Below are 16790 nucleotides of genomic sequence, written 5' to 3'. Positions count from 1 at the left end.
GTGTGTCGTACGGGGTCAACGCGAAACCATCAGGGTTGTCCCCTATGACTCGGTGGATGTCCACAGCGTGGCATGATCATCCTCCGTTCGGCCTTCCAGCCTGGTCAGCAAGGCGTCGGCTGGAGTGCGGCCTCGTGTGACGAAGCGGTCGGCGTACTGGGCGACGCGCGCGCTGACCGGTGGCGGGGCGCCGAGCCGGGGCAGGGCGTCGAGCGCGGCCTCGAAGCAGGTCGCCGCGGCGATCGCGAAGGCGGGGCGGCTCAGCCCGTGCCGGGCCGCCTCCTGCCACACCCTCGGTATGTGGCGCAACGGTTCGCAGGCGTCGGCGGCCCGATCCGCCGCGCGGGCGTCGGTGAGCAACGCGGTCGCGACCGCGAAGGGCACGGTCCACTGATCGCCGGGCTGGGCGTCGATCATCCGCAGTTCCAGGTAGCCGCGGGGGCGTACCGGCGGGAAGAGGGTGGTCAGGTGGTAGGCCAGATCGTCGGCGGTCGGTGGACGAGGTAGCCCGGTGCGGATCCAGTCGCGGAAGGTGAGCCCCTCCGGCACCAGCCAGGGCCCTTCAGCTTTGCGTACGCAGAGCACGGCGGCGTCCAGGGCGTACCGCGCCCAGGCTTCGCGGGGATCGTCGCCGGTCGGCGGGCGCGTACGCCCCGGGTCGAGACTGGCCCAGACCGCCTGGCGCGTGGATCGCCAGCCGGTCGGGAGCCCGCGCGCGATCGGTGAGTTCGCGAAGGCCGCGACGAGTACCGGGCCGAGGTCGTGGGCGAGCCGCCAGCGCTCGCGGAAGCCGAGCGGACCGCGCGCCTCGTGTCCGGAGTGGACGCAGACTTGCACGGAGGCGGTGCCGGTCATCATCCAGCGCCCGGCGTCGCCCCGGCGGTCCAGGTAGGTCTCCATCGCCGCGTATCGGGGCGCGTCGAGCAGGCGGTGGGGCGGCCGGACGGGATCCAGCCCGGCGCCGACCAGAGAGATTCCGGCCTCGGCCAGTGCGGATCGGACGGACGCCACCTCGGTGGTCATGTCGGCCAGCGCGGCGGCGACGGTGCCCGCCGGACGCGAGCTGAGTTCGAGAGCGCCGCCCGGTTCCCAGGTCAGCGCGGCCCAGCGCGGCAGGGCGGACGCCGCGGTCAAGGCCGCCTGGGCGGTGTCGAATGGTACTCGTTCACGCGGCTGCCGCTTGTCCACGAGCAGCCATTCCAGCTCGACCCCGAGTTGCGGGTCGGCCCCCGGATGGACGGTGCGCGCCGCGACGAACTCCTCGGCCTCGCGCTCGCCGATCGGGCGCGCGGGTTCGGGTTCCGGTGGCGTGTCGGGTAGGGCCGGGGTGACGGACGAGGGGCGAGCGTTCATGGCGCCCTCCGGCTCGACGGAGACAGAGATATCCGTAAATCATATGGGAAATGTGAAGTATCCTCCAAGGCCAGATTGTGTTGCGGTATCTTCGCCGAATGATGAACACCGCCGCGCGGATCGCCGACGAGGTGCTGTTTCCGGCCGCCACGGAGGTCGACCGCGCGGACCGCGTACCGGTGTCGCATGTGGAGATACTGGCCCGCGAGGGCTTCTACGAGGCGGTCGGCGGCCCGGTCGATCAGGTGGGACCGCTGGTCGCGGCGTTCGCGGGCGGCTGCCTGGCCACGGCGTTCGTCTGGCTCCAGCATCGGGGGCCACTGCGGGCCGCGGCCTCGTCTCCAGAGCCAGGGGTACGCGAAAAGTGGCAGGCGTCGTTGGCACGTGGCGAGGTCCGGGGCGGGATCGCCCATTCCGGCGCCCGGCCGGGCGCCGGCGGGCTCAAGGCGTCCGAGTCGGCCGGAGGTTGGCAGCTGACCGGGCAGGCGGCCTGGGTCACCGGCTGGGATCTCATCGACGTCCTGCACGTCGCGGCGATCGGCGACGATGGCTGGGTCCGGTTCTTCCTCGTGGACGCGGTGGAGTCGGGCACCCTGCGAGCACAGATCGTTCCGTTGTCGGCGGCGAACGCCGGCCGGACGGCCACGGTGTCCTTCGACGGCCATGTCGTCTCGGCGGATCGCCTTGTCGCCGCCGAGCCGTACGCCGACTGGGCCGCGCGGGAGGCGCCGGGCTGGGCGCTCAACGGATTCCTGGCGCTGGGCGTCGCCGAGCGCTGCGTCCGGCTGCTGGGCGACTCTCCGGTCGTGCCGGAGTTGACGGCCGACCTGGCCGCTTGCCGTTCGGCGCTGCTCACGGCGGACGCCGGGACGACGCCGGCTGCCCGGGCGACCGCGTCGGAACTGGCGATGCGATGTGCCACGGCGCTGGCGGTGCAGACCGGCAGCCGGTCGGTGCTGCTGGACTCGGCGGCCGGGCGGCTGGTCCGGGAGGCCGCGTTCCTGCTGGTGTTCGGCAGCCGGCCGGTGATCCGGGACGAGCTGCTGCGCCGGATCGTCCCCTCCCGCTAGCGACGGTTCGGGGTGTTCCCGTCAACGGAAAAGGCGGGCCGTGACGTCATCGTCACGGCCCGCCCTTCGGGGTGCTGCTATGTCACTTGACGGCGTTGACCGCCTTGACCACCGCGGTGGCGTTGCCCTGGTGCTTGGCGTACGCGTCGGGGAACGCGGAGCCCTGCACGGTCTGCGCGGCGACGGTGATGGGCATGTTCTGCCATCCCGGCACGCGCTGCAGCGCGCGGTAGAACTTCTTGGCCGACTCGGAGGGGTTCATGATCTCCTTGACCGTGCCCCAGCCGGTGGTGTACCGCTGCTGGAACAGGCCGACCGAGTCGTAGTCGGCGCCGGTGCCCTGGTGGGCGTACTTGAGCGACTCCGGCACGACGTGGCTGGCCAGGTTGTAGAGGTTGCTCTCCTGCATCGCCGTGGCGACGGCGACGATCTGGCCGCGCTCGGAGATACCGAGCTCCTTGCCGGCCTTGACGATGATCGCGGCGTTGTCCATCTGCGTCTGGTTGTAGCCCGCGGTGGGCTTGACCTTGGCCGTGGTCGTCGCGGCCTTGGTGGCCGTCGACTTCGGGGTGGCCTTGGCGGCTGCGGACTTGGCGGGGGACGTCGCGGCCTTGGTGGCCGTGACCACCTGGGCCGCCTTGGCGGTGTTCAAGCTGCTCGGCTCGGCCGTGGCAGCGGAGGTGTGGAGCAGGGCGCTTGCCCCAGCGACGGCCACCAGGCCGAACGCTGCGACACGGCGCGGGCTGGTCGTGAAGCGTTCGCGGATGAGGGTGAAGACCTGCGAAACCTTGTTGGTGAGCATGGTCTTGACGTCGTTGTCTCGGCGCATTGGTCGACCTTAGCGACCGTCTAGAGCCCTGCCCACCTGCACATACGTCGAATGATCACTATGTACGCCATCAATATGGGGGATAGACTGTGCGCGATGGGCCCGGGAAGGCCGCCGACCTGACAAAGTACGCAAAACGCCCATTCCGCCACTCTCGCGCTCAGCGCGTGAGTCGAGGGCGGATCCCTCGGCGCCGATCTCAGTGCTCCGTCACGGCGTGAATACCAAGCGTAAACCCGTAGGGGATGGGTCACAAATCGGTCTCAGACGGGCAATTTTATACGCATAGCGATCTATGTGTCACGCTCCGTGGTTGCCTCGGCGTGGTGCTGGTGTTTGCAGTCAGCCAGGTTCCCCACCGTGATCAGATCTAGTCATGGGGCATTGGTTCGACCACGAGATCGTCGAGACCGGCCGGCTGCCGCTGTTCTGCTTCTTCGCGGGCGTAGTGATCGGCTTCGCGTTCATCCGGATCTCCGTACGCCTCATCCGCGCCCAGGTCAGCTGGTGGCCCGGCAACGTCACCCCGGGCGGCCTGCACATCCACCACGTGGTCTTCGGCGTGATCTTCATGCTCGTCGGCGGAGTGGCCGCCCTGGCCATCCCGCGTGGGCATACCGCCGCCCTGTCCGTGGTCGCGGGGTTGTTCGGCATCGGGGCGGCCCTCGTGCTCGACGAGTTCGCGCTGATTCTGCACCTCGACGACGTCTACTGGTCCGAACAGGGGCGCACGTCGGTCGACGCCGTCTTCGTCGCGGTCGCGGTCTCCGGGATGCTCCTGCTGGGGCTGCGGCCGATCGCGATCGACGAGTTCCTCAACGCCGGCTCCGAGGGCGGCGGCTGGGTCAACTGGGCGATCGCCCTCGCCGGTACGCTCCTCAACCTCGCCCTCGCCGCGATCACCCTGCTCAAGGGGAAGATCTGGACCGGACTGGTCGGGTTGTTCGTCCCCATCCTGCTGTACGTCGGAGCGATCCGGCTCGCCCGGCCGGGCTCGCCCTGGGCGCGCTGGCGGTATTTGAAGGACACGCCCCGGGCCCGGGGGAAGCTGGCCAAGGCGCAGTGGCGGGAACGCCGGATCCGGCGGCCGCTCATCCGGGCCAAGATCTGGCTGCAGGAGCTGCTCGCCGGCCGCTTCGAACCCTGACTTCCGCGAACCCTGACCTCCGCGAACCCTGACCTCCGCGCTGGATCAGGGATCCCGGTCGAATCATGGCCCAAGATTCGACCGGGATCCCTGATCCAGCGCGGAAGGAGAGCCGGTCAGTGGTACTTCTGCTCGCCCGCCGTGATCGCGATCGGCAACGTGTTCTCCGGCGGCGGCAGCGGGCAGGTGGCGTACTCGGTGAAGGCGCAGGGCATGTTGTAGGCGCGGTTGAAGTCGACGCGTACGCGCCCGTCGGCGTCGGGCGCCGGCACCGACAGCGACCGGGAGGCGGCGTACGTGGTGACTCCGCTGGTCGCGTCGCGGAACAGCAGGTCGAGCGAGCCGTCGCCGCCGTCGAACGCGGTGAGCGCCAGCTCCTGCCCGGCCACGGAGAACCGCAGTACGCCGATCGCCGACTCGGCGTGGGTGAGCCCGTCGATCACCGAGCCGATCTTGATCTCCTGCGCCTCGGGGAAGCGCTCGAAGTGGCCGTCGACGACCCAGGCCGGGTCGAAGGCGTACGCCGGAACGCCGGTGAACGAGGTCAGCGTGGGTGACTGCGGATCGCGTACGCGCAGCGCCCACCAGCCGCCGCGCTGGATGACCTCCACCTCGACCTCCCCGGCGTGCACCCGCTCCGGCGTCGAGACGGCGACCTCCCCGTCGATCGGGGTGCCGAGATGGACGAGGCCGTCCGCGCGGTCGGCCGCGACGTAGACGGTGTCGTCCAGCACCCGCCACCGGCCGGGGACGGTGTCGAAGGTGGCCGGATCGGTGCCCAGCCAATGCAGTCCGGTGAGGCTCAACCAGCCGTGCGGATTGCGCAGGCTCCGGTCGCGCCGTTCCCGCCAGCTCTGCCAGCCGGCGAGGAGATCGTCACCCATGGTTCCTCCCAAGATCGTCCGGGAAGCGTACTCCGGGGGTGTGAACAAAATAAGGCCGGTAGGTCGTCCCCACCGGCCTTGGTCCCCTGAAGGATTACGCGCGCAACCAGACGGTCGTGTCCGACGGGACCATGCCGTCGTCGAGCGGGCCGCTGGCCAGCACGATCGTTCCAGCGGGCAGCTCAGCCGGCTCGGTGCCCAGGTTGGACACGCTGATGAGGTCGCCGCGCCGGAAGGCAAGCACCTCGGGCGCCGAGTCGAGCCAGGCCATGGGCGCGTCGCCGAACTCGGGCCGGACGGCGAGGGCCGCGCGGTAGAGCGACAGCATCGACGCGGGATCGCCGTCCTGCGCCTCGGCGGTGTAGTCCTTCCAGCCCGTGGGCTGCGGCAGCCACCCCTCGGTGTCGCCCTGGCCGGAGAACCCGAACGGCGGCTGATCGCCCGACCACGGCAGCGGCACCCGGCAGCCGTCGCGGCCCCGCTCGGTGTGCCCGGACCGCTCCCAGATCGGGTCCTGCCGCAGATCGTCGTCGAGGTCCTCGACCTCCCACAGGCCCAGCTCATCGCCCTGATAGACGTAGACCCCGCCGGGCAGCGCCATCGACAGCAACGCGGCGGCTCGCGCCCGCCGGGTCCCCAGCTCCAGATCAGACGGTACGCCGTGCCGGCGGTCGTCGAAGCCGAAGCCGGTGTAGTCCAGCCGCCCGTAGCGGGTGACCACCCGGGTGACGTCGTGATTGGCCAGCACCCAGGTCGGCGGCGCGCCGACCAGCGCGTGGGCGGCGTTCGTCTCGTCGATGACGGTACGCAGCCGCGCCGGCTCCCAGGGGCAGAACAGGAAGTCGAAGTTGAACGCCGAGTGCAGTTCGTCGGAGCGCAGGTAGCGGGCGAACCCCTCGGGGTCGGGTCCCACGATCTCACCGACGAAGACCCGTTCCCGCTTCGGGTCGGCAGCCGTGTACTCGTCGGCGATGGCGCGCCAGCGCCGGTAGATGGCGTGCACGCCGGGCTGGTCCTCGTACGGCTTGCCCGCGCCGGGCTCCAGCGACGCGATGTCCGGCAGCCCGTCCGCCTTGACCAGGCCGTGCGCCACGTCGATGCGGAAGCCGTCGACGCCGCGGTCCAGCCAGAACCGCAGGATGTCGTCGAACTCCTCGACCACCGCCGGGTTCGCCCAGTTCAGGTCGGGCTGCTCCGGGGCGAACATGTGGAAGTAGTACTCGCCGTCGGCCACGCGGGTCCAGCCCGAGCCGCCGAAGTTCGACTGCCAGTCGTTGGGCGGCAGGTCGCCGTTCGCGCCCCGGCCGGGCCGGAAGTGGAACCGGGCCCGCTCCCGCGAGCCCGGCCCGGCCGCGACCGCGGCCCGGAACCAGGCGTGCTGGTCCGAGCAGTGGTTGGGGACGATGTCGACGATCACCCGCAGCCCGAGGTCGTGGGCCTCGCCGATGAGCGCCTCCACCTCCGCCAGCGTGCCGAAGATCGGGTCGATGTCGCGGTAGTCGGCGACGTCGTAGCCGGCGTCCGCCATGGGCGACGAGTACCAGGGGCTGAACCAGATCGCATCGATACCGAGGGTCTTGAGGTGGCCCAGGCGGGCACGGATGCCGGCCACGTCGCCGACGCCGTCACCGTTGCCGTCGGCGAAGCTGCGGGGGTAGACCTGGTAGATCGCGGCGGTGCGCCACCAAGCGGCGGAGTTCGTCAAGGCAGTCTCTTTCTTGTGTTGGATCGCCTTCAATAGGGGGTCTCGCTGCGCTGCTACTCCTTGACGGCGCCCGTGGTGAGCCCGGCCATGATGCTGCGCTGGAAGATCAGGAAGAAGATCACCGTCGGGATCGCGGCGATGACGGCCGCGGCGATCACGACGTTCTGCGGGGTGCCCCCGGCGAAGGCGTAGATGCCGACGCTGATCGTCCTGGTCTCCGGGGAGGGCTCCACCAGCTTGGGCCAGAGGAAGTCCTTCCAGACGGCGGTCACCGCGAAGATCGAGACGACCCCGAGGATCGGCCGCGAGATCGGCAGGATGATCGACCAGAGGATGCGCAGCGGTCCGGCGCCGTCGACGATCCCAGCGTAGATCAGATCCTGGGGCACCGAGTCGAAGAACCGCTTCAACAGGAAGATGTTGAAGGCGTTGGCCACCGCGGGCAGCCAGATCGCGAACGGCGAGTCCAGCAGGCTGATGTGCAGGATCGGCAGGTCGATCGCGGTCAGGTACTGCGGGACGATGAGGACCATCGCCGGGATCATCAGCGTGGCCAGCATCGCGCCGAGCACGACGTTGCCGAAGATCGGCCGCAGCTTCGACAGGGCGTACGCCGCCGCCGTGTCCAGGACGAGCTGGAACAGCAGCGCCCCGCCCGCGTAATAGATGGTGTTGAACAGCAGCTTGCCGAGCGTCAGGTTGTTCCACGCGTCGATGTAATTCTGCGGGTCCGGGTTCGCCGGGAACAGCGTCGGCGGCGTCTGCGCGACCTCCTGACCCGTTTTCAGGGCGCTGGTCACCATCCAGTAGAGCGGGCCGATGAAGGCCAGCGTGAAGATCACCACGATGGCGATCAGCAGCGTCCAGTAGACCGCCGGTCCCTTGCCCCGGGTGAGCTGCGTGTGCGACAGCAGCGTCCGCGGGCCTTGTTCACGTGTCGTCATCGTCATTCCTGCTTCGCGCTCAGCCGGAGGTAAGCCGCGGAGAAGCCGCCCAGCACCACGAGCATGATCACGCCGAGGGCGGCCGCGCCGTTGAGATCGTTCTGGAAGAAGCCGTGCTGATAGATGAGGTACGCCACCGAGGTCGCCGAGTCCTGCGTACCGGCGCCGTTGGCCAGGATGAGGGGCTCGATGAACAACTGCATCGTCGCCACCACCTGCAGCATCGCCATGAGCGACAGGATCAGCTTGGTCTGCGGGATGGTGACGTGCCGGATGCGTTTGAACAGCCCGGCGCCGTCCAGTTCGGCCGCCTCGTAGAGGCTGCCGGGGATGTTCTGCAACGCCGCCAGGTAGATCAGCACGGCGCCGCCCATGTTCATCCAGGTCGACGCGAGCACCATCGCGGGCACCGCCATCGAGGTGGACTGCATCCACTGGGAGGTCGGCAGGTGCAGGAACTTGAGGACGGCGTTGAACAGCCCGGCGTCGCTCGGGTCGTACGCGTAGTACTTGTACAGGAACAGCGCGGACGCGGGCGGCAGCATGACCGGCAGATACACCAGTACGCGCAGATAGCCGCGGGCGTGCCGCAGCTCGTTGAAGATGATGGCCACGACGAACGGGACGGCGTAGCCGAGCACCAGCGCCAGCACCGTGAAGTACGCCGTGTTCTTCCAGGCCGTCCAGAAGCTCGGATCCTGGAGGATGCGCTCGTAGTTGTCCCAGCCGACCCAGGTGGTCACACCCCGGCGGGTGCGCTGGAAGCTCATGATGAAGCCGCGGACCATCGGATACCAGGAGAACAGCGCGAAGCAGATGATCGCGCCGATCAGGAACGCGTACCCGGTGACGTTGTTGGTGATCTTCTGACCGCCGGGCTTGCGCGGGCGGCGGGCCGGCGCGGCAGGTCGTGAAGCGTGGACGGGGCTGGGCGCCACGGTCGCCGAAGGCATGGGAATGCTCCTTGAGGTGAGGTGGGGGCCGGCTCTCGCTCTCCGACCGGCCCCCACGCCTTCTCACTTACTGGGCGGCGGCTACTTGGCGGCGGCGGCCAAGGCCTGGTTGACCTTGTCCTCGGCCTTCTTCAGCTCGTCGTCGACGCTCGCGTTCGGGTTGGTCAGGATCGCCGACATCGCGGAGTCGAGGATGGCGTAGATCGCCTGGGCGTTGGCCGGCTCGAACTTGATCGGGACGGGGTTGTTCGCGAAGAGCGCGAAGTCGTCCACGGTCACGTTCGCGTTGGCGACCTTCAGGTCGTTGTCCGCCTTGAACGCGTCGCTGCCCGGGATGAACAGCTGCGGCTGCGGCAGGCCGACCGGGTTGTTCTCCGGCTTGGCCCGGACGTAGTCGAACTGGCCCTTGCCGACGGTCAGCTTCTCGTAGGCCAGCCACTTCAGGCCCGCCTCGACCTGCGCCTTCGACAGGCCCTTCTTGAAGAAGTAGCCTTCACCGCCGCCAAGGGTGCCCTTGGCCGGGCCGCCCTGGCCGGGCATCGGGGCCATCGCCCAGTCCTGGTACTTGCCCTGGAACTGGGTGACGATCGCGGTGGTGGCGTCCGGCGCGCCGACGAACATGCCGACCTTGCCGGCCCCGGCGTTGGTCAGGAGGTCCGCCCACTGCAGGAGCTGCTTCTCACCCATGCTCTTGTCGGTGTACCGCATGTCCTTGAGGTTCTGGAGAACCTTCTTGCCGAGGTCGTTGTTGAAGTCGGCCTTCTTGCCGTCGGCCGTCACGACCTGACCGCCCTGCGAGAACAGCTCGGCGGTGAAGTGCCAGCCGCCGGTGTTGCCCGCGCTGTAGTCGGAGTACCCGGCGATGCCGTTGCCCAGGGCGGCGATCTTCTTGGCCGCCTCCCGGACCTCTTCCCACGTCTTGGGCGGGTTCTTCGCGTCCAGACCGGCCTGCTGGAACAGGTTCTTGTTGTACAGCAGACCCATCGAGTAGTTCTTGGTCGGGATGCCGTAGAGCTTGTCGCCCTCGCTGAAGGCGGCCTTGGCCTCCTTGGAGATGCTGTCCCAGGTGGGGATCACGTCCTTGTTCACGTACTGGGTGATCTCCATGGCCTGGCCGGAGTCCAGCACCTGCTGGAGATCCGTCATGTACGCATAGAAGACGTCCGTGACGGTGCCGCCGGCGAGCCGGGCGGTGAAGTCCGGCGGGTTGTTGCACTGGGCGCCGACCGAGACGCTCTTGATCGTGATGTTCGGGTTGAGCTTCTGGAACGCCTCGACGTCGGCGTTCCAGTCTTTCAGCAGCTCCTTCTGCGAGCCCACCGGCATGCAGTCCACGGTGATGGTGACCTTGTCACCGCTGCTGGACGAGTCGTCGCCCTTCGTCGAACAGGCCGCGAGGGCGAGCCCCAGTCCGGCCACGGCCGCGAGGGCTGCCACCCTGCGGTACTGCGTTACGGACATCTATCCATCCCTTCGGGGAACGGGTTGTCGCTGAGTGGGCTCACTGTAACTATGGCGACTCCTGGCGGCAATACTCAGACAACACAATGCAAAATTACGACTTTGCAACGGTGATCGCGAAGAGTCCTTGCATAAGTCCTCTGACCTGCTGCTTTGCGGGCACGAAGAAGCCCCGCCCGGGCGTACGCCGGACGGGGCTGTGCAAGAAAGTGCTAGGCGGCGGGTGCTGGACCGGTGGAGCCGCGGACCACCAACTCGGGCTCGAAGAGCAGCTCGTCGGTCGGGATCGGGTTACCCGCGATCGCGTTGATGAGCAGGGCGACGACCGCCTGTCCCATCGCCTCGATCGGCTGCCGGACCGTGGTCAGCGGCGGCTCGGTGCAGGTCATGAAGGACGAGTCGTCGTAGCCGACCACCGAGACGTCGTTGGGCACGCTGCGGCCCAGCCGCCGGACGGCCCGGATGGCGCCGAGCGCCAGGACGTCGGAGGCGCAGATGAGGGCGGTCGCACCGCGGTTCATGAGCCTCGTCCCGGCGGCGTGCCCGCCTTCCAGGGAGAAGATGGTGTGCTCGTAGAGGTCGGGCTCGGCCGCCTTGCCGCCCCACGCCGTGAGCTTGCGCAGCGACGGCATGTGGTCCTCCGGCCCGATGATCAGGCCGATCCGCTCGTGGCCGAGCGCCACGAGATGCTGGTACGCCTGCTCCACCGCGTGCGAGTCGTCAGTGGACACGCGGGGGAACTTCAGCCCGTCGATGGCTGCGTTGACCAGCACGGCCGGCAGGCCCCGGTCGGCGATGCGATGGTAGTGCTCATGGTCGGCCGCGCCCTGGGCGTAGTTGCCGCCGGCGAAGATCACTCCGGAGACGTGCTGGTCGAGCAGCATGTCGACGTAGTCGCCCTCGGAGACGCCGTGCTGCGTACGGGTGCAGAGGACGGGGGTGAACGAGCGTCGGGCCAACGCGTCCGCCACCACCTCGGCGAACGCCGGGAAGATCGGGTTGCCCAGCTCGGGCAGGACCAGTCCCACCAGGCGGGCTCGTTCGCCGCGCAGCTTGGTCGGGCGCTCGTATCCCAGCACGTCGAGCGCGGTCAGCACGGCGGTGCGCGTGGCGTCGGAGATCCCGGGCTTGCCGTTCAGCACCCGGGAGACCGTGGCCTCGCTGACTCCGACGTACTTCGCTACCTCAGCCAGTCTGCGCGTCATGAGTGCAAGCGTAGTGCATCAGCGTGCAAGTGACTTGCACGAGTCTGTGTGGGATTCCCGTCAGCTCGTGGCGAGCAGCTCCGGCAACCGGCGCATGTCATCGAAGACGACCGTACCGTCTCCGGTGAGCTTCTCGCCAGAGGTGACTCCGGCGGCGTACGCGAAGCAGCGCATGCCCGCTGAGCGGGCCGCGTGAACGCCGGGCTCGCTGTCCTCGACCACCACGCACTTCGCGGGATCGGCGCCGAGCGTACGCGCCGCGTGAAGGAACAGATCGGGGAAGGGTTTGCCCCGCTCGACCATTGTGGAGCTGAACAGCCGATCCCCGAAGTGGTGGCTGAGCCCGGTCAGCTTGAGGCTGTGCCGCGTCTTCTCCAGCCGGCCGCTGGACGCCACGCAGACCGGCAGGTCGATGCGGTCCAGCGCCTCGGCGATGCCGTCCACCGCGGTCAGCTCGGCGTCGTGAGCGGCGGTCATCCGAGTCATCCAGAGATCCGGCCACTCGGGCACCGGCCGGCCCAGCCATTCGGCGATCTTCTCCTGGATGGTCGGCAGCGACTTGCCGACGAAGTGATCGACGATGTCGGCCTCGGTGGCGGTGTGGCCGTACTCGGCCAGCATCTCGATGTTGAGCCGGATCGCGATCCGCTCGCTGTCGACCAGTACGCCGTCGCAGTCGAAGATGACCAGTTCAGGTTTCGCCACGGCGCCACTTTAGGCGGTCGAGCGTCCGGGGCGGCCGGCGTACTGGACGACTGTGCCGAACACCATGTCGAGCAAAGACCGGCGGCGTTCGTCGAACAGCACCGTAGCCAGGCCGACGAACCAGATCGGGGCGAGCAGCAGGCCCACCGCCGCCCGGAGCACTGCCCGGATCGGGCCGATCCGGCGGCCGTCGCCGAGGCGCACCGCGGTGCCGAAGACGCTGCCGCCGATGGTCTCCCCGGTCAAGATCCAGCATCCGGCGAAGTACACGGCGGGCGTGATGTTGGCGGCCCAGTCGAAGCCGGTGAGCATCCACTGCGGCGGCGTACCCGCGACCAGCCGCCACACCTCCGGCAGTCCACGGCCCACGACGACGACCGTGATCGCGGCGATGAGCACGTCCAGGCCCAGGCCGGCCAGCCGTGACACCAGTCCCGCGTACGCCCGGTGCTCCATCGGCTACTTCGCCGTGGCGGAGCTCGAGAGGTGGAACAACCGCCGGAACCCGATCTCCACCCGGTCGTCGGCGGCGGCGGTGCTGTCGCGCAGATCCCCGGCCGCGTCGGCGACCACGTCCCGGCTCTGCTCAGTGATCAGCTCCCGCAGTTCTTCACTCTCGGTCAGGTCCTTGATCATGATCGGGACGACCTTGTCCCGCAGGAGCGGGATCGCGGCGTCGAGCAGGCGAGGCATCATCCGCGCCTCGATGAGCGGCATCGCCGATTCCATCAGTCGTGGCAGCAGCTTGGCCTCGATGAGGGGCAGCGCCGCGTCCAGGAACCGGGGCAGCACGGAACTGGTCAGGTAGGGCATCAGTTCGTCGATGACCCCGGGAGCGACCGCGCGGGCCACCATGCGCACCCGCGTCTGGACCTGATCCAGGGCGGCGTCCCGGGTATCGGTCACCGAGCGGATGCCGGCGGACGCCGCCCGCTTCACGAGGTCGCGAGCCGTGTCGGCAGCCAGCACGGCGCTGCCGAGAGCGACTTCCGGCAGGCTGGCTCGGGTCGTATCGGACATATCACCCAGTCTACGGCTCTCCGGCGGTGAGCTTGGCGAGAAATGGTCGCCGGGTCCGCCATTTCTCGCCAAGATCAATCGGTGGCGAACTGCTACCGTAGAACGCACTGACACCTTCAGACAGGAGGGCGACGTGGCGACGACCGCGAACCCGATGAACCGAGCCCCGCTGGCGCTGCCGCGGCCGGTCGTCGAGGTATGCGGCGTACGCGTACGTCGAGTACGGGTCGCCGGCTGACAGCCGGACCCGTTCGTTCCTCACCCTCCATCAAGCCCGCCTCACCAGGTGTGGCGTCTCGAAAGGTGCACACGAATGCATCAGGCGATCCCGGAAAAGCCCAGTCTGGACGGACTGGGGGAGAAGTGGTCGGCCCGCTGGGCGGCCGACCAGACCTACCGCTTCGACCGGTCGGCCTCGCGCGACCAGGTCTACTCCATCGACACCCCGCCTCCGACCGTGAGCGGAGCCCTGCATCTGGGGCACGTCTTCTCGTTCACGCAGACCGACGTGCTCGCCCGATACCACCGCATGACCGGCAAGGCCGTGTTCTACCCGATGGGCTGGGACGACAACGGCCTGCCGACCGAACGCCGCGCGCAGAACGTCTTCGGCGTGCGCTGCGACCCGACCCTGGCGTACGCCCCCGATGAGCGGACGCCGGGTTCCCTGGAGCACCCGGCCAAGGGCAAGGAGCAGACGCCCGTCTCCCGGCGGCGCTTCATCGAGCTGTGCCAGGAACTCACGGCGTACGACGAGCGGCACTTCGAGGAGGTGTGGCGAGCCACCGGGCTCAGCGTCGACTGGTCGCTCACGTATCAGACGATCGGCGACCGCGCCCGGGCCACCGCACAGGGCGCCTTCCTGCGTAACGTGCGCCGGGGTGAGGCGTACCTCGCCGAGGCGCCGACGCTCTGGGACGTGACCTTCCAGACCGCCGTCGCCCAGGCGGAGGTGGAGTTCCGCGAGAGCGACAGCACCTTCTACGAGCTGCGCTTCGAGGGACCGTCCGGGCCGCTGACGATCGCCACCACGCGCCCCGAGCTCCTGCCCGCCTGCGTGGCGCTGGTGGCGCACCCGGACGACGAGCGCTATCAGGACCTGTTCGGCGGCGTTGTGCGTACACCTTGGTGGGAAGCGGAAGTGCCGCTGCTGCCGCACAAGGACGCGGACCCGGCGGTGGGCACCGGCCTGGTGATGGTGTGCACGTTCGGTGACCTGACCGACGTGACCTGGTGGCGCGACCTGGACCTGCCCATCCGCGCGATCGTGGGCCGCGACGGCCGGTTGCTGCCGGACGCACCCTCTGGTGTGGACGCCGAGCGGTACGCGCCGCTGTCGGGGCTCACCGTGAAGGCCGCGCGGCGCGAGACCGTGCGGACGTTGCGCGAGGCGGGCCTGTTACTCGGCGAGCGGCCGCTGCGGCACGCCGTGAAGTACTACGAGAAGGGCGATCTGCCGCTGGAGATCGTCACGAGCCGTCAGTGGTACATCACCAACGGGGGCCGCGACGACCGTCTGCGGGAGGAGATGCTGCGCCGGGGCGAGGAGCTGAACTGGTACCCGCCGCACATGCGCACTCGCTACGAGTCGTGGGTGCGGGGGCTCACCGGCGACTGGCTCATCAGCCGCCAGCGGTACTTCGGTGTGCCGATCCCCGTCTGGTATCCCCTCGACGAGCACGGCGAACCCCGCTACGACCAGCCCCTGCTGCCCGCGGAGGGCCGGCTGCCGGTCGACCCGCGCGCCGAGACGCCCGAGGGGTACGCCCCGGAGCAGCGCGACCGGCCGGGTGGTTTCACCGCCGATCCGGACGTGATGGACACCTGGGCGACTTCGTCGCTGTCGCCCGTGATCGCCGCGGGTGACCTGCTGGACCAGGTGTTCCCGATGGACCTGCGCCCGCAGGCCCACGAGATCATCCGGACCTGGCTGTTCGCCACGGTGCTGCGGTCGCATCTGGAGTGCGACCGGCTGCCCTGGAAGAACGCCGTGATCTCCGGCTGGGTGCTCACCGACACCATGTCCAAGATGTCCAAGAGCAACGGCCCCATCTCGCGCCCGATGGAGGCGATCGACGAATACGGGCCGGACGCGGTGCGCTACTGGGCCGCGTCGGGGCGTCCCGGGGTGGACATCGCGCTGTCGCCGGGCCAGATGCGCATCGGGCGGCGGCTCGCGGTGAAGCTGCTCAACGCCTCCCGCTTCGTGCTCACCTTCCCGTCGTCGGACGCTCCGGTGACGTCACCACTGGACCTCGCCATGCTCGCGCGCCTGGAAACCGTCGTCTCGGCGGCGACCTCCGCGTTCGAGGCGTACGACTACCCGGGTGCGCTGTCGATTGTGGAGCACTTCTTCTGGGAGTTCTGCGACGACTACCTCGAACTGGCCAAGCCGCGGGCGTACTCGCCGGACGGCGGGTCGGCCGTGGTCGCGATGCGAACCGCCCTCGACGTGCTGCTCCGGCTGTTCGCGCCGGTCCTGCCGTTCGTGACCGAGGAGATCTGGTCCTGGTGGCGTACGGGGTCCGTCCATCGGGCCGCCTGGCCCACGCTGTCCGGCGGGGGTTCGGACGCCCCGTTGACGGCGGCGTCGGAGGTGATCGCGGCGGTGCGGCGGGCGAAGTCCGAGGCGCGGCTGTCGCAGCGGGCTCCGGCGTCGGCCGTGGCCGTCACCGGTCCGGCCGCCTCCCTTGAGGCGCTGGGGCTCGTCGCGGACGACCTGCGGGCCGCCGGCCAGATCGGGTCGCTGACGCTGCATGCCGCCGACGGCTCGCTCGCCGTCTCCGTCACCCTCTAGCGCACCCCCGCGCCGTCCTTCCCGCTGGACCGTGCCGTCCTCCCCGCTGGATCAGGGTTCCAGGTCGAATCTTGGCCGAAGATTCGCACGAGAACCCTGATCCAGCGGTAGCGGGTCCGGCAGTCATCGCCGAGCCGTTGACACGGTCGGGAGACCGGCTTAACCTCGGCGCAACGAGTTTGGTGACTAGTCAACACATCGGAGAACGACGTTGTCTGATGATCCGCATCGCGAGCTGTACGACCGTCTTCAGCAGATCTACGTCCTGCTCGACGACGGCGACCGGCGTGCGCTGCGCTCGATCGGGCTGACGCCGACGCACCTCACCCTGCTCCGGCTGCTCGACCCCGCCCGCGAGACGGGGCGCACCATCACCCGGCTGGCCGAGCTGATGCTCTGCACCCGGGGCAACGCGACGAGACTGGTGCAGCGGCTGGCCGAGGCCGGGCTCGTGGTCACCGGTTCGGATCGCGACGATCAACGCCTGGTGCAGGTCTACCTCACGCCCGCGGGTGCGGACCGGCTCGCGGCCGCGTCCGTCTACCACGCGGCGGCCAACCGGCTGCGGTTCGCCGGGCTGCCGGAGGAAGACCTGCGCCGGCTGACGGAGCTGGCCGGCGTACTCGCCGATCAGCTGGCGAAGAACCTCGAAGGACAGAGCGACTCCACCCGCCCGCGCTGACTTCGTCTGCCGCCGGCCCGTTCCGGACCGGCGGC

At 69.2% G+C, this 16790-nt stretch carries 15 protein-coding genes; 4 read left to right on the top strand and 11 right to left on the bottom strand.

The features are described 5' to 3' along the window. Positions 1–42: 42 nt before the first annotated feature. Positions 43–1353, bottom strand: coding sequence for an ergothioneine biosynthesis glutamate--cysteine ligase EgtA (gene egtA, locus AB0H43_RS15555; protein ID WP_360000010.1), 1311 nt, complete (start codon positions 1351–1353; stop codon positions 43–45). 98 nt (positions 1354–1451) lie between these two features. On the opposite strand from egtA, the gene AB0H43_RS15550 reads away from it, so the two are divergent. Further along, the gene (locus tag AB0H43_RS15550) at positions 1452–2423 is read left to right on the top strand and encodes an acyl-CoA dehydrogenase family protein (protein ID WP_360000009.1); all 972 of its coding nucleotides are present in this window, start codon (positions 1452–1454) and stop codon (positions 2421–2423) included. Between the two features lie 82 nt (positions 2424–2505). Here AB0H43_RS15550 and AB0H43_RS15545 read toward each other — a convergent pair whose 3' ends face one another. Next, positions 2506–3252 carry a hypothetical protein gene (locus AB0H43_RS15545; protein WP_360000008.1) on the bottom strand — a complete coding sequence of 249 codons (747 nt, stop codon included), beginning with the start codon at positions 3250–3252 and terminating at the stop codon, positions 2506–2508. 376 nt (positions 3253–3628) lie between these two features. Here AB0H43_RS15545 and AB0H43_RS15540 point away from each other — a divergent pair, with 376 nt between their 5' ends. Beyond that, the gene (locus AB0H43_RS15540; protein WP_360000007.1) at positions 3629–4399 is read left to right on the top strand and encodes a hypothetical protein; all 771 of its coding nucleotides are present in this window, start codon (positions 3629–3631) and stop codon (positions 4397–4399) included. 116 nt (positions 4400–4515) lie between these two features. Here the strand turns inward: AB0H43_RS15540 and AB0H43_RS15535 are convergent, their stop codons facing one another. The 9 genes from AB0H43_RS15535 to AB0H43_RS15495 all read right to left on the bottom strand — a co-directional run bounded on the left by AB0H43_RS15535 (position 4516) and on the right by AB0H43_RS15495 (position 13276). Beyond that, positions 4516–5283, bottom strand: a complete 768-nt coding sequence (locus tag AB0H43_RS15535) for a DUF1684 domain-containing protein (RefSeq protein ID WP_360000006.1) — start codon at positions 5281–5283, stop codon at positions 4516–4518. A gap of 94 nt (positions 5284–5377) precedes the next feature. Then, positions 5378–6988, bottom strand: coding sequence for a glycoside hydrolase family 13 protein (locus tag AB0H43_RS15530; protein WP_360000005.1), 1611 nt, complete (start codon positions 6986–6988; stop codon positions 5378–5380). A gap of 53 nt (positions 6989–7041) precedes the next feature. After that, entirely contained in the window at positions 7042–7932 is an 891-nt protein-coding gene (locus AB0H43_RS15525; protein WP_360000004.1) for a carbohydrate ABC transporter permease, read from the bottom strand. Between the two features lie 2 nt (positions 7933–7934). Further along, positions 7935–8885, bottom strand: coding sequence for a sugar ABC transporter permease (locus AB0H43_RS15520; protein ID WP_360000003.1), 951 nt, complete (start codon positions 8883–8885; stop codon positions 7935–7937). Positions 8886–8966: 81 nt separating this feature from the next. Then, a complete protein-coding gene (locus tag AB0H43_RS15515) occupies positions 8967–10346 on the bottom strand; it encodes an extracellular solute-binding protein (RefSeq protein WP_360000002.1) in 1380 nt (459 codons plus the stop codon). Positions 10347–10558: 212 nt separating this feature from the next. Then, positions 10559–11551, bottom strand: coding sequence for a LacI family DNA-binding transcriptional regulator (locus AB0H43_RS15510; protein WP_360000001.1), 993 nt, complete (start codon positions 11549–11551; stop codon positions 10559–10561). Between the two features lie 60 nt (positions 11552–11611). Further along, on the bottom strand, positions 11612–12256 hold the full coding sequence (locus AB0H43_RS15505) for an HAD family hydrolase (RefSeq protein ID WP_360000000.1): 645 nt from the start codon (positions 12254–12256) through the stop codon (positions 11612–11614). A 9-nt stretch (positions 12257–12265) separates the two neighbouring features. Further along, on the bottom strand, positions 12266–12712 hold the full coding sequence (locus AB0H43_RS15500) for an RDD family protein (RefSeq protein ID WP_359999999.1): 447 nt from the start codon (positions 12710–12712) through the stop codon (positions 12266–12268). 3 nt (positions 12713–12715) lie between these two features. Further along, positions 12716–13276 (bottom strand): hypothetical protein, encoded by a 561-nt coding sequence (locus AB0H43_RS15495; RefSeq protein ID WP_359999998.1) that lies wholly within the window; start codon positions 13274–13276, stop codon positions 12716–12718. Between the two features lie 313 nt (positions 13277–13589). Between AB0H43_RS15495 and valS the strand changes: the two genes are divergently transcribed. Both valS and AB0H43_RS15485 read left to right on the top strand, forming a co-directional pair. Further along, positions 13590–16073, top strand: coding sequence for a valine--tRNA ligase (gene valS / locus AB0H43_RS15490; protein WP_359999997.1), 2484 nt, complete (start codon positions 13590–13592; stop codon positions 16071–16073). A 211-nt stretch (positions 16074–16284) separates the two neighbouring features. Continuing rightward, complete coding sequence (locus AB0H43_RS15485) at positions 16285–16755, top strand: MarR family winged helix-turn-helix transcriptional regulator (protein ID WP_359999996.1); 471 nt, start codon at positions 16285–16287, stop codon at positions 16753–16755. Positions 16756–16790: the final 35 nt, after the last annotated feature.

The organism is Hamadaea sp. NPDC050747 (assembly GCF_040654195.1).
Classification (GTDB): Bacteria; Actinomycetota; Actinomycetes; order Mycobacteriales; family Micromonosporaceae; genus Hamadaea.
This window is presented reverse-complemented; position numbering and strand designations above follow the sequence as displayed.

Bases quoted from the DNA above. Each gene is read 5' to 3' on its own strand.
- AB0H43_RS15510 (WP_360000001.1), bottom strand. From the start codon at position 11,551: ATGACGCGCAGACTGGCTGAGGTAGCGAAGTACGTCGGAGTCAGCGAG.
- AB0H43_RS15515 (WP_360000002.1), bottom strand. From the start codon at position 10,346: ATGTCCGTAACGCAGTACCGCAGGGTGGCAGCCCTCGCGGCCGTGGCC.
- AB0H43_RS15495 (WP_359999998.1), bottom strand. From the start codon at position 13,276: ATGTCCGATACGACCCGAGCCAGCCTGCCGGAAGTCGCTCTCGGCAGC.
- AB0H43_RS15545 (WP_360000008.1), bottom strand. From the start codon at position 3,252: ATGCGCCGAGACAACGACGTCAAGACCATGCTCACCAACAAGGTTTCG.
- AB0H43_RS15535 (WP_360000006.1), bottom strand. From the start codon at position 5,283: ATGGGTGACGATCTCCTCGCCGGCTGGCAGAGCTGGCGGGAACGGCGC.
- AB0H43_RS15520 (WP_360000003.1), bottom strand. From the start codon at position 8,885: ATGCCTTCGGCGACCGTGGCGCCCAGCCCCGTCCACGCTTCACGACCT.
- AB0H43_RS15550 (WP_360000009.1), top strand. From the start codon at position 1,452: ATGATGAACACCGCCGCGCGGATCGCCGACGAGGTGCTGTTTCCGGCC.
- egtA (WP_360000010.1), bottom strand. From the start codon at position 1,353: ATGAACGCTCGCCCCTCGTCCGTCACCCCGGCCCTACCCGACACGCCA.
- AB0H43_RS15500 (WP_359999999.1), bottom strand. From the start codon at position 12,712: ATGGAGCACCGGGCGTACGCGGGACTGGTGTCACGGCTGGCCGGCCTG.
- AB0H43_RS15525 (WP_360000004.1), bottom strand. From the start codon at position 7,932: ATGACGACACGTGAACAAGGCCCGCGGACGCTGCTGTCGCACACGCAG.
- AB0H43_RS15540 (WP_360000007.1), top strand. From the start codon at position 3,629: ATGGGGCATTGGTTCGACCACGAGATCGTCGAGACCGGCCGGCTGCCG.
- valS (WP_359999997.1), top strand. From the start codon at position 13,590: ATGCATCAGGCGATCCCGGAAAAGCCCAGTCTGGACGGACTGGGGGAG.